At 48.2% G+C, this 16,166-nt stretch carries 17 protein-coding genes, 2 tRNA genes and 1 rRNA gene; all 20 read left to right on the top strand.

The window, feature by feature from the left end:
• Window positions 1-21 precede the first annotated feature (21 nt).
• Entirely contained in the window at window positions 22-399 is a 378-nt protein-coding gene (locus ACZGCQ_RS16450) for an FtsB family cell division protein (RefSeq protein ID WP_023466557.1), read from the top strand.
• Between the two features lie 83 nt (window positions 400-482).
• The gene (locus tag ACZGCQ_RS16455) at window positions 483-998 is read left to right on the top strand and encodes a S1 domain-containing RNA-binding protein (RefSeq protein WP_023466558.1); all 516 of its coding nucleotides are present in this window, start codon (window positions 483-485) and stop codon (window positions 996-998) included.
• Window positions 999-1,151: 153 nt separating this feature from the next.
• Window positions 1,152-1,228: transfer RNA gene (locus tag ACZGCQ_RS16460), tRNA-Met, on the top strand.
• A 9-nt stretch (window positions 1,229-1,237) separates the two neighbouring features.
• Window positions 1,238-1,309: transfer RNA gene (locus tag ACZGCQ_RS16465), tRNA-Glu, on the top strand.
• Window positions 1,310-1,380: 71 nt separating this feature from the next.
• Window positions 1,381-2,613, top strand: a complete 1,233-nt coding sequence (gene tilS / locus ACZGCQ_RS16470; RefSeq protein WP_047392680.1) for a tRNA lysidine(34) synthetase TilS — start codon at window positions 1,381-1,383, stop codon at window positions 2,611-2,613.
• 33 nt (window positions 2,614-2,646) lie between these two features.
• Window positions 2,647-3,192 (top strand): hypoxanthine phosphoribosyltransferase, encoded by a 546-nt coding sequence (gene hpt, locus ACZGCQ_RS16475; RefSeq protein ID WP_023466560.1) that lies wholly within the window; start codon window positions 2,647-2,649, stop codon window positions 3,190-3,192.
• Between the two features lie 120 nt (window positions 3,193-3,312).
• A complete protein-coding gene (ftsH, locus tag ACZGCQ_RS16480) occupies window positions 3,313-5,316 on the top strand; it encodes an ATP-dependent zinc metalloprotease FtsH (protein WP_223041102.1) in 2,004 nt (667 codons plus the stop codon).
• A gap of 180 nt (window positions 5,317-5,496) precedes the next feature.
• Entirely contained in the window at window positions 5,497-6,258 is a 762-nt protein-coding gene (locus ACZGCQ_RS16485; protein WP_035399500.1) for a type III pantothenate kinase, read from the top strand.
• Window positions 6,259-6,268: 10 nt separating this feature from the next.
• Window positions 6,269-7,192, top strand: a complete 924-nt coding sequence (gene hslO, locus ACZGCQ_RS16490) for an Hsp33 family molecular chaperone HslO (RefSeq protein WP_481266856.1) — start codon at window positions 6,269-6,271, stop codon at window positions 7,190-7,192.
• A gap of 12 nt (window positions 7,193-7,204) precedes the next feature.
• Window positions 7,205-7,516: a SurA N-terminal domain-containing protein gene (locus ACZGCQ_RS16495; RefSeq protein ID WP_023466564.1), complete on the top strand. Its 312-nt coding sequence runs from the start codon at window positions 7,205-7,207 to the stop codon at window positions 7,514-7,516.
• Window positions 7,517-7,596: 80 nt separating this feature from the next.
• Window positions 7,597-8,541, top strand: coding sequence for a cysteine synthase A (gene cysK / locus ACZGCQ_RS16500; protein WP_481266857.1), 945 nt, complete (start codon window positions 7,597-7,599; stop codon window positions 8,539-8,541).
• Window positions 8,542-8,628: 87 nt separating this feature from the next.
• Window positions 8,629-10,014 carry an anthranilate synthase component I family protein gene (locus ACZGCQ_RS16505; protein WP_481266858.1) on the top strand — a complete coding sequence of 462 codons (1,386 nt, stop codon included), beginning with the start codon at window positions 8,629-8,631 and terminating at the stop codon, window positions 10,012-10,014.
• On the top strand, window positions 10,011-10,592 hold the full coding sequence (locus ACZGCQ_RS16510) for an anthranilate synthase component II (RefSeq protein WP_481266859.1): 582 nt from the start codon (window positions 10,011-10,013) through the stop codon (window positions 10,590-10,592). The genes ACZGCQ_RS16505 and ACZGCQ_RS16510 overlap by 4 nt, the downstream gene beginning before the upstream one ends.
• Complete coding sequence (locus ACZGCQ_RS16515; protein WP_214813399.1) at window positions 10,576-11,415, top strand: aminotransferase class IV; 840 nt, start codon at window positions 10,576-10,578, stop codon at window positions 11,413-11,415. Before ACZGCQ_RS16510 ends, ACZGCQ_RS16515 begins: the two co-directional genes overlap by 17 nt.
• Window positions 11,412-12,197 (top strand): dihydropteroate synthase, encoded by a 786-nt coding sequence (gene folP / locus ACZGCQ_RS16520; protein WP_214729817.1) that lies wholly within the window; start codon window positions 11,412-11,414, stop codon window positions 12,195-12,197. Before ACZGCQ_RS16515 ends, folP begins: the two co-directional genes overlap by 4 nt.
• A 2-nt stretch (window positions 12,198-12,199) precedes the next feature.
• Window positions 12,200-12,571 (top strand): dihydroneopterin aldolase, encoded by a 372-nt coding sequence (gene folB, locus ACZGCQ_RS16525; RefSeq protein ID WP_481266860.1) that lies wholly within the window; start codon window positions 12,200-12,202, stop codon window positions 12,569-12,571.
• Complete coding sequence (folK, locus tag ACZGCQ_RS16530; protein ID WP_481266861.1) at window positions 12,568-13,083, top strand: 2-amino-4-hydroxy-6-hydroxymethyldihydropteridine diphosphokinase; 516 nt, start codon at window positions 12,568-12,570, stop codon at window positions 13,081-13,083. Before folB ends, folK begins: the two co-directional genes overlap by 4 nt.
• Window positions 13,083-14,075: a tRNA dihydrouridine synthase DusB gene (gene dusB, locus ACZGCQ_RS16535; protein ID WP_481266862.1), complete on the top strand. Its 993-nt coding sequence runs from the start codon at window positions 13,083-13,085 to the stop codon at window positions 14,073-14,075. Before folK ends, dusB begins: the two co-directional genes overlap by 1 nt.
• A gap of 161 nt (window positions 14,076-14,236) precedes the next feature.
• Window positions 14,237-15,718 carry a lysine--tRNA ligase gene (lysS, locus tag ACZGCQ_RS16540; RefSeq protein ID WP_148661999.1) on the top strand — a complete coding sequence of 494 codons (1,482 nt, stop codon included), beginning with the start codon at window positions 14,237-14,239 and terminating at the stop codon, window positions 15,716-15,718.
• A gap of 381 nt (window positions 15,719-16,099) precedes the next feature.
• Window positions 16,100-16,166: ribosomal RNA gene (locus tag ACZGCQ_RS16545) — 16S ribosomal RNA — on the top strand; the annotation flags it as partial.

Raw genomic sequence — 16,166 nt, forward strand, 5'->3', positions numbered from 1 at the left:
CTCAGAAAGAGGAGGGATGATATGCCAACACCGCTCGAATCAGGGCGTCCAGCGCCAAAGATCAAGCCGCTCAATGACCGTAAGAAGCAATTGAGTCAGAATGCCATCGAAAACCGTCGACGCCTCAAAAATCGCTTTTTCTTGTGTCTGACCGTCTTTTTGCTCATCTTTTCCCTCATGGGGTGGTCATACATGGAAAAACGGCAATTGATCGCTGAACAAAAGCAGTCGTTTCAAGTCGCTGAACAGGAGCAGACGAAAGCGAAAAAAGAGACCGCCCGTCTGAAGGAAGAAATCAATCGCCTCAATGATAAAGAGTATGTAGCGAACTTAGCTCGGAGCGAGTTGCTCTATTCGAAAAAAGGGGAAACGATCTTCTACTTTTCACCGGAAGACTAATTGAAGGTTGCCGATTGATTGAAAAAAGAATGAATCACTCGTATAATAAGAAACGAATCAACTAAAAAGGAGCAATACAATTTATGTCGATTGAAGTAGGCAGCAAAGTGCAAGGGAAAGTAACAGGCATCACGAATTTCGGAGCGTTCGTTGAGTTACCAACAGGGAAAACTGGTCTTGTTCACATCAGTGAAGTGGCAGATTCTTACGTTAAAGACATCAATGATGTGTTGACGGTTGGTCAAGAAATCACCGTCAAAGTCTTAAGTGTTGAAAACGATGGTAAGATTGGTCTTTCCATCAAAAAAGCCGTCGATCGTCCAGAGGGCGAACGTCCTCGTCCTGCACGTCAGTTCGACCGTGGACCACGTCCAGCAGGACAAGATCGTGGACCACGTTCGTTCGATAACAAAGGACCACGTGGAGGCGGTAACCGTGGAGGCTTCAACAAAGGCGGCCGTGGTACACCACCACCGCGCAAAGAACAATCGTTCGATACGCTGATGTCTAGTTTCCTGAAAGATAGTGAAGATCGTCTTGCTACATTGAAACGTCAAACGGATTCAAAACGTGGCGGACGCGGCGCAAAACGTCAATAACTTGCTGACCTGTTCTTTATAAGAATAGAGATGGAATGACGCCGTTCATTCCATCTTTTATTTTTTTGAAATTATTTTTAGAAAAAGCGTTGACTTTCATTTGACCTGCCCGTATTATAGAAAATGTGCTTAAGACGCACGAGTTAAAAATATGGCGGTGTAGCTCAGCTGGCTAGAGCGTACGGTTCATACCCGTGAGGTCGTGGGTTCGACTCCCTCCGCCGCTACCATATTTTTTTGGCCCGTTGGTCAAGCGGTTAAGACACCGCCCTTTCACGGCGGTAACACGGGTTCGAATCCCGTACGGGTCATTCTCAAAAGCTATCTCTATTATATAGAGATAGCTTTTTTTTAGGTTTTAACGGAAAGGGGTGAAGTCGTCATGGAAGGTGTGCCGTTCGAACCGCTCCTAGTCGGAGTGTCGGGAGGATGTGACTCGATGGTACTCGTCGATCGGTTGTATCGAGAAGGTTATGACATTGCAATTGCACATGTGCATCATGGATTACGAGAGGCATCCGACGAAGAAGCGCGCTTTATTAAGGAATGGGCAACGTCCCGAAAGATAACCTTTTTCATGACGCGTTTAGAATGGACACGACGTACGAGCTCTCAAGCAGCTTGTCGTGAAGAGAGATATGCGTTTTTTGAACGAATCATGGAAGAGACCGGACGCTCACGTCTGATTCTCGCTCATCATCAAGACGATCAAATCGAGACGCTACTCATTCAGCTCATTCGTGGGGAAGCGCAAGTTGATGGTATTCCCGTCGTTCGTCCGTTTGGTAACGGTTGGCTGCATCGACCGTTACTACATGAATCGAAGCAGGCTTTGCTCGAGTATGCGTTGCAACATGAAGTTCCGTGGCGAGAAGATGCGTCAAATGCAGAAACTACTTATTTGCGCAATCAAATCCGACATATGATTGTTCCGCCACTCCGAGAAATTCGTCCGGAGTTTGAACAAGCAACAGCAGCTGCAGCACATGCGCGACAGCAAATCATGCGTGAGCAGGTGACATTCGTCGCGACGTATCTCGACCGGTGTAAGGAAGCGAACGGAATTCCGGTAGCACGTATTTTAGAATTACCGACGGATTTACAGCGGCTTGTCTTGCCGACGCTAACGGGAGAAACGTTTTCTTCAGAAACGATTCGTCACTTCATCACGTGGCTTCGGGTGGATAAGGGCTCGGACGAAGTGTATTATGGAAACTGGAGGATGCGACGTGCATATGGCTTTTTGATGCAGGATCGTGTGATACGGTCAATGAATGACGATTTACCGTTTCAAGTAGGGGAGAATTTGGGAACGTATCATTATGGTGAACAAATGGTTCGCTTCTCAATCGGAAACCAAGGTATCCCGCTGGACGCGATTGCGTTCCCGTTGACGGTGCGCCCGCCATGTCCGGGAGATCGAATCCAGCTTGCTGTGGGTTCGAAAAAAGTCAGTCGAATTCTGATTGATGCTAAGGTTCCACGTTATCTCCGGGAACAGGTTCCGGTCGTCGTCGATGCAAATGGAGTGATTTTAGCCGTCATTGGACATCGAATTGCAATATTCGGGTCATTTGAACTCCTCGCAAAATCTTATTTAATGATAGAATGGTAATGTAGTGTTTATTATGGAGGAGGAATACCTAGCATGACCTTGATGAACGATATGGAAAAAGTACTGATTTCAGAAGAAGAGATCCAAAATAAAGTGGGCGAACTCGCCGGCGAATTGACAGCGGATTATCACGATCGTTTTCCGTTGCTTGTGTGTGTCTTAAAAGGCGCAATGCCTTTCATGTCTGATCTTGTGAAAAAGATGGATATGCACCTTGAAATGGACTTCATGGACGTTTCAACGTATCACGGTGGGACAACATCAACAGGTGAAGTCAAGATTGAAAAAGATTTGAACACATCGGTAGAAGGACGCGACATCTTGATTGTCGAAGATATCATCGACAGCGGATTGACGCTTGGCTACCTCGTCGACCTCTTCAAGTACCGGAAAGCGAAGTCTGTTAAGATCGTGACGTTGCTCGACAAACCAACAGGACGGAAGAATGACTTGCACGCAGATTACAGCGGCTTCGTCATTCCACACGAATTCGTCGTCGGTTATGGTCTGGATTACGAAGAGAAATACCGTAACCTTCCGTATGTAGGTGTCTTGAAACCTGCAGTCTACGGCGGCTAATTATTTTTAATCTCGTCTGTCCCATGATAAGATGAAACCAATTACAAAGCGCGCCCTGTCGCGCCAGGATTCGTATTCATCCATTAGAAAAACGAGATGGATGCGGAGAGGAGGCATAAGATGAACCGAGCAGTGAAGAATACCCTCGTGTTTGGGGTCATTTTTCTAGCTTTGATCTTGTTTCTGCAATACTTGCAGAGTCCAGTGAACAAAAGCAAAGAAATCAATTACACACAGTTTGTCGAGTCTGTTGAAAAAGGTGAAATCAAGACGGCTACCTTCCAATATGAAGGGCAGACGTATAATGTGACAGGAGATTTGCGTGAAAAAGATTCAACGTATGAAACGGTCGTACCGGCTGTGGATACGGAACTAACGGATCTCTACACGCAACTCAGAAGCCAAGGAGTCAAATTGGACTTCAAGGCAGCAGAAACGAATGGTGGTTGGATCGCGTTACTAACGACAATCGTTCCATTCATCATCATCTTCATCCTCTTCTTCTTCTTGATTAATCAAGCGCAAGGTGGCGGTGGTGGCGGTCGCGTCATGAACTTCGGGAAATCGAAGGCACGCCTCTATGATACAGAGAAGAAAAAGATTACGTTTGATGATGTAGCCGGCGCAGACGAAGAGAAACAAGAACTTGTCGAAGTCGTCGAATTCTTGAAAGATCCGCGTAAATTTGCGAAACTCGGTGCCCGTATTCCGAAAGGGGTCCTCCTCGTAGGTCCTCCAGGTACAGGTAAGACGTTGCTCGCGCGTGCCGCAGCTGGTGAAGCCGGCGTACCATTCTTCTCGATTTCAGGTTCTGACTTCGTTGAGATGTTCGTTGGTGTCGGGGCATCACGTGTCCGTGACTTGTTCGAAAACGCGAAGAAAAATGCACCATGTATCATCTTCATCGATGAAATCGATGCTGTCGGTCGTCAACGGGGCGCAGGTCTCGGTGGTGGACACGATGAGCGTGAGCAGACATTGAACCAACTTCTCGTTGAGATGGATGGATTCAGTGAAAACGAAGGCATCATCATGATCGCAGCAACGAACCGTGCTGATATTCTTGACCCAGCATTACTCCGTCCAGGTCGTTTTGACCGTCAAATCACGGTTGACCGTCCAGATGTCGTCGGTCGTGAAGCAGTCTTGAAAGTTCATGCACGGAACAAACCGCTCGATTCAACGGTTGATTTGAAAGCCATCGCACAACGAACACCTGGATTCTCGGGTGCGGATCTTGAAAACCTTCTAAACGAAGCAGCACTTGTTGCCGCTCGGGCAGATCGTGATAAAGTCTCGATCGTTGATCTCGAAGAAGCGATTGACCGTGTCATCGCTGGACCAGCGAAGAAGAGCCGGATCATCTCGCCGAAAGAGAAAAAGATCGTCGCATGGCACGAAGCTGGACATACGATCATCGGTGTCACGCTCGACGATGCGGATGAAGTACACAAGGTAACGATTGTTCCTCGCGGAAACGCGGGCGGATATGTCGTCATGTTGCCAAAAGAAGATCGTTACTTCATGACGAAGCCGGAACTCGAAGATAAGATTACTGGATTGCTCGGTGGTCGCGTCGCAGAGGACATCGTCTTCGGAGAAGTCTCGACTGGAGCAAGCAATGACTTCCAACGTGCGACAGGTCTTGCACGGAAAATGGTCATGGAGTTCGGGATGAGTGAAAAACTCGGACCGCTTCAATTCGGATCAGGTCAAAGCGGTAACGTCTTCCTCGGTCGTGATTTCCAAAACGAACAGAATTACTCGGATGCAATTGCACACGAGATCGATACGGAAATCCAAGCGATCATCAACCGCTGTTACCAAAAAGCGAAAGATATCCTGACTGAGAAACGCGATCAGCTCGATTTGATTGCAACGACATTGCTTGAAGTCGAAACACTCGATCAAAAACAAATTCACCATCTCCTAGAGACGGGCGAATACAAAAAACATGAACCAGAAGCAACGACTCCAAAAGCAGAAGAGAAAGCACCGGAATCGACAGATGCAACTGTTGATCAACCGACAGAGTCTCCAACGCAAATGGGTTCAGTCGTTGACGAAGGGAAAAATGTAGATACGGATACACCAGATACGCCGCGTCGCGACGATCAAGTGTAAACGGATGGAACGGATTCGATTGATATCGAATCCGTTCTTTTTTGTGGCAGACCGAGCGAATACACATCGGTAGGTGTGACCATACGAGCATGGTATAATCACAACGTATATAGTTCCGATCGTGAAACAACGGAATACAATAGAAGCATGAAAATTGAGAAGAAGCGGGGAAATAAGCAAATGATTTTAGTCATCGATGTCGGAAATACGAATATCGTCTTAGGTGTCTATCAAGGACAAGAGTTGATTGAGCATTGGCGGATTGCGACAGACCGGACACGGACGACGGACGAATACGGTATGCTCGTCAAAGCGTTGTTCCGTGACGCAGAGCTAAACGTGGAAGAAATCGAGGGAATCGTGTTATCATCTGTCGTACCCCCCGTCGTGTTTCCACTAGAAAATATGTGTGTGCGTTACTTTAAACGTCGTCCGTTCTTGATTGGACCAGGAATCAAGACAGGACTCGATTTAAAAGTCGATAATCCACGGGAAGTGGGAGCCGATCGAATCGTCAATGCAGTAGCGGCGACGGCGAAATACGAGGGGCCGATGATCATCGTCGATTTCGGAACAGCGACGACGTATTGTTACATCGATGCACAAAAACGGTATTACGGTGGCATCATCTCACCCGGTGTGATGGTTGCAACCGAGGCACTCTATAATAAGGCAGCAAAATTGCCGCGAATCGAAATCGCGAAACCGCAGTCAGCGATTGGACGGAATACGATCCATGCGATGCAGTCGGGGACCTATTTCGGATATGTGGCACAGGTGGACGGACTCGTTCACCGGATGAAAGAAGAAATGGGAGAAGCGAAGGTCATTGCGACTGGTGGCTTAGCCCGATTAATCAGCGAGGAATCCACGATGATTGAGATCGTCGATCCATTCTTGACGTTAGATGGATTACGGATTATCTACGAAAGAAATAAGTGAGGGAATCAAGATGAAACGTGAAGAATTATTAGCACAATTAAAAGATGATTATTTAGTACGGGCGTTAGGTTTCAATGGAGAAGTCCGTGCGTTTGCGATCCGTTCGACAAAAACGGTCTATGAAGCGCAACTGCGTCACCAGACGACACCGGTCGTCACGGCAGCGCTCGGTCGAACACTGACAATCGGCGCAATGATGGGCACGATGCAAAAGGGCGATACACGAGTCACATTAAAAGTCGAAGGCGATGGACCGATTGGGAAAATCATCGTCGATGCCGACGCAAAAGGTGTCGTTCGTGGATATGTCAGTCGTCCCCGTGTCGAAATGGATACGTACGTTAATGCAGACGGTCTGACGAAACTAAAAGTCGGTGAAGCGGTCGGTCGCGGAAACATCTCTGTTATCAAAGATCTCGGGTTACGTGACTTCGTCGGTGGTCAATCGCCGATTCAAACAGGTGAGATTAGCGAAGACTTCACGTATTACTTCGCTGTATCGGAACAAAGCCCATCGGTCGTTGGAGCTGGCGTTCTCGTCTATCCGGAAGACGAATCAGTCATTGCAGCAGGTGGCTTGATCGTTCAATTGATGCCAGGTGCATCGGAAGAGACGATTGCAGCACTCGAAAAACGTGTTGGAGCCCTTAAACCGATCTCGATTCTCGTCGGTGAGGAAAAAACACCAGAAGAAATGTTAGAACTCGTTCTCGGTGACTACGAACATCTTGATACGATTCCGGTATCATTCGAATGTACGTGTGACCGTGAAAAATTAGCGACAGCGATCATCGCTCTTGGACCAGATGAGATTCAAGCGATGATTGATGAAGATGGTGGTGCGGAAGCGGTTTGTCACTTCTGTTCAGAGCATTATCACTATGATGTTCCAGAATTAGAGGAACTTCGCGAAAAATCACTCGAAAGAGCATAAGAGGGATCTAATATGGGGAATGTACAACCTAAGTACTTGTGGATGTTGATCTTCATCTTAATGTTGACGAATTTCATGACCGGTGCTTACGCCTTCATGGGTGAGCTCCCAAAGGTCGATTCTCCTAAAATCGTTCAAGACAGCATCGGTGGTCCGCTCGAGGATGTCGTCGCCGAAGTCGGTGATGAGAAAATCACGCGCGCGATGGTCTATCAGACGATGCGAACGGAACAGGAAAAACAGACGATTGATCGTTTGATTCAAGAAGCGGTCGAACGCCAGACGAAGGATGGAAAAAAGCCGGAAGTCAAACGCTTTGATTGACAGATTTCATCCAGTCCGCTGATAATTAGTCTATCGGATTACTTGGAATTCAAGCGGTTCACTAATGAGGAGGAATGGTCATGCGTATTGCGAATTCAGTATTAGATTTAGTCGGTCGGACCCCGATCGTCAAGTTACATCATCTAACGGGTCCTGAGGATGCAGATGTGTATCTGAAATTGGAGTACATGAACCCTGGATCAAGCGTAAAAGACCGGATTGCGTTGGCGATGATCGAGGCGGCAGAAGAAGCGGGTCAACTCAAAGAAGGAGACACGATCATCGAGCCGACGAGTGGGAACACAGGCATCGGACTAGCGATGGTCGCTTCGGCGAAAGGATACCGCGCCATTCTCGTCATGCCGGAAACGATGAGCATAGAGCGCCGGACGTTGCTTCGCGCCTATGGTGCGGAATTGATTTTGACACCGGGTCCTGAAGGAATGAAGGGTGCGATCGCTCGCGCGACAGCGGAAGCAGAAGAACATGGTTACTTCATGCCACAACAATTCAATAACGGCGCCAATCCAGTCGTCCATGAAAAAACGACAGGTCCTGAAATCGTCGAAGCGTTCGAAGGCATGCAACTCGATGCATTCATCGCGGGAATTGGAACGGGTGGAACGATCACCGGTGCTGGTAAAGTGTTACGCGATGCCTTCCAAGGGATTGAAATCATTGCTGTTGAACCAACGGATTCACCTGTCTTATCGGGTGGTAAACCGGGACCGCACAAACTGCAAGGAATCGGTGCTGGATTCGTGCCGTCGATTCTTGATACTGAGATTTATGATGGTGTTGAGCAGATCACGACGGAAGAAGCATTTGATCACGCACGGCGAGCAGCGAAGACGAACGGTGTCTTAGGCGGTATCTCGTCAGGTGCTGCGATTGCAGCAGCGCTCAAGACGGCGAAACGTCTCGGGAAAGGGAAAAACGTTCTCGCGATCATTCCTTCGAATGGGGAGCGGTACTTAAGTACACCGCTGTATCAAATCGAGGAAGAAGCAGACCAATCGAAGTAATCAACTGGACGTACACGGAAGTCATTCGGCTTCCGTGTACTTTTTTGCGTATAATGAGAGCAGAATAGTGTGAAGTGGGGGACGCGTATGCGACAGACGAAATACAAAGCAGTACCATGGACGAAAGAACAATTCTACAATCGATATGTTGAACAGACGAATGGAACAGCGGGACACGTCTGGCTCGAAAGCGGCCGAATCGGACGGTATACGATGGCGGCGACTCGTCCTGTCGGATACGTCCGAACGAAGGACGGGATGACGACGATTGAGACAGATGGAAAAGTCGAGACGTCGACGGCGAATCCGTTTGATGTACTCGAACAGCTCCGCGTCGAACGTGAATCGATCCGACCGGATGGAATGCCACCTTTCTTTGGTGGATTTGCCGGTTACGTCAGTTATGATGCCGTCCGTTATTTAGAAAAGCTACCGGAGCGAGCGATGGATGATTTGCAAACACCCGATCTGTCATTTTACTGGTACGATGAAGTCGCCGTGTTTGATGAGGAAACGAAGCAATTGTTCATTGCCGTAACGCGAGACACAGTAGAAGAAGCAGAGCGAGTTCTTGAAACAGAAGTCGCGCGTTGGTGTATCGAGACGGACGCACCTCAATTTTCAGCGACCGGTTCGTCCGGCGAGCGGGAACGGGCTTTTGGGCAGGAAGCGTTCATGACAGCGGCACACCGGATTAAATCCTATATTGAGGACGGTGACGTCTTCCAAGTCAATTTGTCCGTCCGTCAACAAGAGCCGCTTGGGACGACACCGGAACATCTATATGATGTATTACGACAAGTCAATCCTTCTCCGTACATGGGCTATTTTGCGGATGAAGATTTAACACTCGTGTCCGCCTCACCCGAGTTGCTCGTTGAAAAAATCGGTGATGCGTTAGCGACACGCCCGATTGCGGGAACACGGCCACGCGGGAAGGATGAAGCAGAGGATTTACGACTTGCGAAAACCTTACTCGATAACGAAAAAGAACGGGCAGAACATGTGATGCTTGTTGATTTAGAGCGGAATGATTTAGGACGCGTCAGTCGTTATGGTACGGTTCATGTCGATGAGTTGATGGTGATTGAGAAATACTCGCACGTGCAGCACATCGTCTCAAACGTCAGAGGGGAAGTAGCTCCGGAACACTCGGGGAGTCAGGTGCTTGCTGCGATGTTCCCAGGTGGTACGATCACTGGAGCACCAAAAATTCGGACGATGGAAATCATTGAAGAACTGGAACCGGTCCGGCGTGGCATCTATACCGGATCACTTGGCTTCATCAGTTGGGCGGATGATGTCATCTTCAACATCTTGATTCGGACACTCGTTGCAAAAGACGGGATGGCATATGTTCAAGCAGGTGCTGGAGTCGTCACAGACTCGGACGCAGCACGTGAATATGAAGAGTCACTTAGTAAAGCCAAAGCGTTATGGGTGACAAAAGAAACAGCGGAGGGAACGCAATGATTGTATTAATTGATAACTATGATTCCTTTACGTATAACTTAGTCCAGTATTTCGGTGAACTCGGGCAAGATATCCGGGTGTTTCGCAACGACGCGATCACGCTTGCGGAAATTGAAGCGTTGCAACCGGATCATCTTGTCATCTCACCGGGTCCCTGTACGCCGAATGAAGCGGGAATCAGTCTAGAAGCAATTGCTTATTTTGCTGGAAAGATGCCGATACTAGGGGTCTGCTTAGGTCATCAAGCGATTGGACAAGTGTTCGGTGGTAAAGTCGTCCGCGCGAAGGAATTGATGCACGGAAAAATCTCGCCACTGACGCATGACGGACAAGGCATCTTTGAACGGATCCCACAAGCGACGCCGGTGACACGTTACCACTCGCTCGTCGTTGAACGCGAGACATTCCCGGAAGTACTTGAAGTAACAGCGGAAGCTGGCGGAGAAATCATGGCACTCCGTCACCGGACGTTACCGATTCTCGGTGTCCAGTTCCATCCGGAAGCGATTTTGACACGAGACGGGAAACAGATGTTAAAAAATTTCTTGGAGTTGACGCATTATGTATCTCTGGCATGACGGAACCATTAAACGAGAAGAAGAGATAAGAATTTCCCCACTCGATCACGGATTCGTCTACGGGATGGGAGTATTCGAGACGTTTCGGACCTATAACGGACATCCGTTTTTGTTCGATGATCATATCGAACGCTTGCGGATGAGTTGTGTCGCACTCGGGATCCAGCTAGGATATGACCGGGAAGCCTTACGGCAAGCGATCCAAGATTTATATGACGCATATGAGGCGAACGATTTATATATTCGGTTGAATGTCTCGGCCGGTCCACGCGAGATCGGGTTATCGATCGATCCTTACGATACCCCGACCGTGTTGATCTATGCGAAACCGATCGCTCCACGAAAACGGGCGGAACGGGCACTCGAGACGATTCGTTTACCGCGTAGTACACCGGAGACGACATACCGCTTGAAGTCGCATCATTACATGAACAATCTAGTGGCGAAACGCCAATTGTTCAATCCGGAAGCAGAAGGGCTGTTTTTAACGAAGGAAGGTCATGTCTGTGAAGGGATTACGTCAAATATTTTTTGGCGTTACGGAAGTACATGGTATACGTCACCGCTTGAGACCGGTGCATTGAACGGAATTACTCGTCAGTTCCTCATGCAACATTTACCGGTCGAAGAACGCCTGGCGTATTTACCACAGCTCGAAGAAGCAGACGAGATCATCTATACGAATTCCGTTCAGGAAGCGGTCGCGATTTCGTCACTTGACGGACGTCCTTTCCCCGGAATCAACGGATCAGGATATGCACAAATCATGACGCTGTTCGATCAATCCGTCGAACATGTGACGACAAGGAGGGAACAACGATGACCTACATCATGGGTATCTTGAATGTGACACCGGACTCCTTTTCGGACGGTGGACAATATGTCGATGTCGAACAAGCGATGCGGCAAGCGCGTCAGCTCGTCGCGGACGGAGCGGATGCGATCGATGTCGGTGGAGAGTCGACACGACCGGGTGCAGCGTTCGTATCAGTCGAAGAAGAACTCGCTCGTGTTTTACCGATCATCAAGCGAATCAAACGAGAACTGAACGTCCTCGTGTCGATCGATACGTACAAACCGGTCGTCGCAGAAGCTGCTATTCAAGCAGGAGCGGACATCATCAACGATGTTTGGGGCTCGAAGTGGGGCGATCGTTCGATGGTCAACGTCGCAGCACGATACAGTGTACCCATCATTTTGATGCATAACCGGGAGACGGCGCATGGGGAAGATATGCTTGCAGAAGTTCGGGCTGACCTTGAGGAATCAATCCGATTAGCGAAACAGGCAGGTGTGGCGGAAGAGCACATTTGGCTCGACCCGGGGATTGGGTTCATGAAGACGCATGAAGAGAACTTGTACCTAATGCGTCATCTATCGATCGTAACGGATTTCGGATATCCCGTTTTACTCGGGACGTCTCGTAAATCGATGATTGGTCTCGCGCTTGGCTTACCGACGGAAGAACGACTCGAAGGAACGATTGCGACGGTTTGCTACGGCATTCAACAAGGATGTGACTGGGTGCGTGTGCATGACGTCAAAGAAGTCAAACGGGCAGCGCAGATGATGGACATCATGTTGGCTGCGACGAAGGGGGAATAACGGTGGATCGAATTCACGTAACAGGAATGCGTTTTTATGGGTATCACGGTGTATTCGCAGAAGAGACGAAACTCGGTCAACGCTTTAATGTCGACTTATCGATCGGACTTGCATTGGCAGAAGCCGGTCGGACGGATGATTTGACGAAAAGTGTCAATTACGCCGAATTGTATGAAGCGACGAAATGTGTCGTCGAAGGAGAACCGCTCCAACTCGTCGAAGCCTTGGCGGATCGTATCGCAAAAGAAGTCTTTGCGTTAGATGAGCGAATTCAAGAAGCGTCGATCAAGGTCATCAAACCGGATCCGCCGATTGCCGGTCATTATGAACATGTGGCGGTCGAGATCAATCGCCTTCGGGAGGACTATGCATGAAGGAAGCTTATATAGCACTCGGTTCGAACATCGGTGATAGAGCGGCTCACTTAAGAGCAGCGATTGCTCGTCTGAGAGCGTTACCGTCCGTTCATGACGTAAAGACCTCTTCCATTTATGAGACTGTACCTGTCGGGTATCTCGATCAGGATCTATTCTATAATATGGTCGTCGCAGTTCGAACGACGGATGAGGCAGATGTCTTACTTGGACGACTGCAGGAAATTGAACAGCTAGAAGGACGCGAGCGTCTGTTCAAAAATGGACCACGGACGCTTGACTTAGATATTTTGCTGTATGAGGAAGAACGCATTGATCTCGAAGGATTAACCGTTCCGCATCCGCGGATGCAAGAGAGGGCATTCGTTCTCGCACCATTACGTGAGCTCGCAGCAACATTCGTCGTACCTGGTCTTGGGCAAAGTGTCGAGCAGTTGTATCAGCAGTTACCGGAGACAGAACGAAACGGTGTGCGACGCTTAGGTGGTCTTTTAGAAGCGGAGGAACAATAATGGAATTTAACATTGGCGATGTCAAACTGAAGAATCAAGTCATCTTGGCGCCGATGGCAGGCGTCTGTAATCCGGCGTTTCGATTAATCGCAAAAGAATTCGGTGCAGGACTTGTCTGTGCGGAGATGGTCAGCGATAAAGGCATCTTGTATGAGAACGAACGGACGCTACAGATGCTCTATGTGGATGAGCGGGAAAAACCGCTGAGTCTTCAAATCTATGGTGGTTCAAAAGAGACGCTCGTTCAAGCAGCACGATATGTCGAAGCGAACACAAATGCCGACATCATTGATATCAATATGGGCTGTCCGGTTCCGAAAGTCACGAAAAGTGATTCTGGAGCGAAATGGTTGCTTGATCCCGATAAGGTGTATGAGATGGTCCATGCGGTAACGCAAGCGATCGATAAACCGGTGACGGTCAAGATGCGGACCGGCTGGGACAGTCATCACATCTATTGTGTCGATAATGTCAAAGCGGCAGAAGCGGGTGGTGCGAAAGCCGTTGCCATCCACGGGCGAACACGTTCTCAAAAGTACGAAGGTGTCGCAGACTGGAACATCATTGGGGAAGCCAAAAAAGCGGTCAACATTCCAATCATCGGAAATGGAGATGTTCAGACTCCGCAAGATGCAAAACGGATGATTGACGAGATCGGCGTCGACGGTGTCATGATCGGACGGGCAGCTCTCGGGAACCCATGGATGTTGTATCAGACGATCCAGTATCTCGAATCAGGAACGCTTCCGGCAGAACCGACAGCGCGCGAGAAGATTGATATTTGTCTTTTGCACGCCACGCGACTGGTCGCGCTAAAGGGAGAAGAACTCGCCGTGCGCGAAATGCGGACACACGTCGCTTGGTACTTGAAAGGAATGAAGGGGAACGGTCGCGTTCGCAATGCGTTGTTTAATATCGATACGCACGCGGGACTCGTTGAACTCTTACAGCAGTACTTGCGGACACTCGAAGAAGACGTAGCATATGCCTAACAGGTAAAGTATGGTCGGACAGAGTCGTTTTGTGGTACGCTAGTTGCATTGAAGATGAGCGTATCGGTTTTCTAAAGGGCTGTCGGTCATTCCGGCAGCTTTTTATTCGAGAGAATCGTCGTGAACCATTATTAAAAGGAGTGAAGACAGTGAGTCAGGATATGGAAATGAACGATCAAATGCAGGTGCGTCTCGGTAAGATGAACGCCATGCGTGAACAAGGTCTCGATCCATTCGGCGCACGTTTTGAACGTTCGACGGATACTGCGAGCATTCGTGCATCATTTGGTGAACATACAAAAGAAGAGTTGGCTGAACTGAAACCGGAAGTTGCCATCGCGGGTCGTGTCATGACGACACGTCGTAAAGGAAAGGTTGGCTTTACGAACGTCCAGGATGTACAAGGTCAAATTCAGTTGTATGTCCGTAAAGATGATGTCGGTGAAGATGCCTATGAGATTTATAAGACATGTGACTTAGGTGACATCGTCGGGATCCAAGGTTACGTGTTCAAGACGAATGTTGGTGAACTCTCTGTTCACGTCACAGCATTTACGTTATTAACGAAAGCGTTACGTCCACTTCCGGATAAATATCACGGATTAAAAGATATCGAACAACGTTACCGTCAGCGTTACCTCGACCTTATTACGAACCAAGAATCACGTGAGACATTCATCGCACGGAGTAAAGTCATTCGTGGAATCCGTCAATATCTCGATAACCTCGGATACTTGGAAGTCGAAACACCAATGTTGCACACGATTGCGGGTGGAGCATCGGCTCGTCCGTTCATCACGCATCATAATGCACTCGACATGACGCTTTACATGCGGATTGCGATCGAGCTCCATTTGAAACGTTTGATCGTCGGTGGACTTGAGAAAGTCTACGAAATCGGCCGTGTGTTCCGTAATGAAGGAATCTCAACACGCCATAACCCAGAATTCACGATGATCGAACTCTATGAAGCGTATGCGGATTATAAAGACATCATGAACTTAACAGAGAATCTGATCGCTCACGTCGCACAAGAAGTACTCGGTACGACACAAGTCACTTACGGAGAAGACGTCATCGATCTATCTGTCGGTTGGAAACGAGCACACATGGTAGATCTCGTTAAAGAAGCGACAGGTGTCGACTTCTTCGAACAGATTTCAAACGAACGTGCCCTTGAACTGGCACATGAACACGGTGTTGAAGTCCAGTCGCACATGACGACGGGACATATCTTGAATGAGTTCTTCGAACAAAAAGTAGAAGAAACACTCGTCCAACCAACATTCGTCTATGGTCACCCTGTTGAAGTATCACCGCTGGCGAAGAAAAATCCAGAGGATCCACGTTTTACGGATCGCTTTGAATTGTTCATCGTCCGTCGTGAGCATGCGAATGCCTTCACGGAATTGAACGATCCAATCGATCAACGTGAACGTTTCGAAGCACAACTCGTCGAAAAAGAAGCAGGAAACGACGAAGCACATGAAATGGATACAGACTTCATTGAAGCACTCGAGTACGGTATGCCGCCAACGGGTGGTCTTGGAATCGGGATCGATCGTCTCGTCATGCTATTGACGAATGCGCCATCGATTCGTGATGTGTTACTCTTCCCGACGATGCGTCATCAACAAAATTAATGAGTAGAGCTCCGTTTCTTCTATACCTTATAGAAGAAACGGAGCGTTCTTTTTGAAGTCAATGTAGGGATAAACGAGTCAAAAAACGGGTAAATAAAAGTTTTTAAATGTTTTTCTAATAAAATGCTTGTACGATTCAAAAAGCCATGGTATATTACTTCTTGTGCCGCGAATGGTCGTGACACACAAAAATAAATATCAAAAAAGTTGTTGACAATCGGGTTGATAACTTGTTAAGATATTAAAGTCGCTGAAAACGACACGACGAACTTTGAAAACTGAACGATGAGGCAAAAATCGTATTCTACGGAATACAAAAACGAATGAAGCGCAAGCTTCGTCAATCGTGACTTCGGTCACAAAAACGAGCAAGTCAAACACTTTATGGAGAGTTTGATCCTGGCTCAGGACGAACGCTGGCGGCGTGCCTAATACATGCAAGTCGAGC

The sequence above is a fragment of the Exiguobacterium sp. HSB13 genome, from assembly GCF_056764755.1.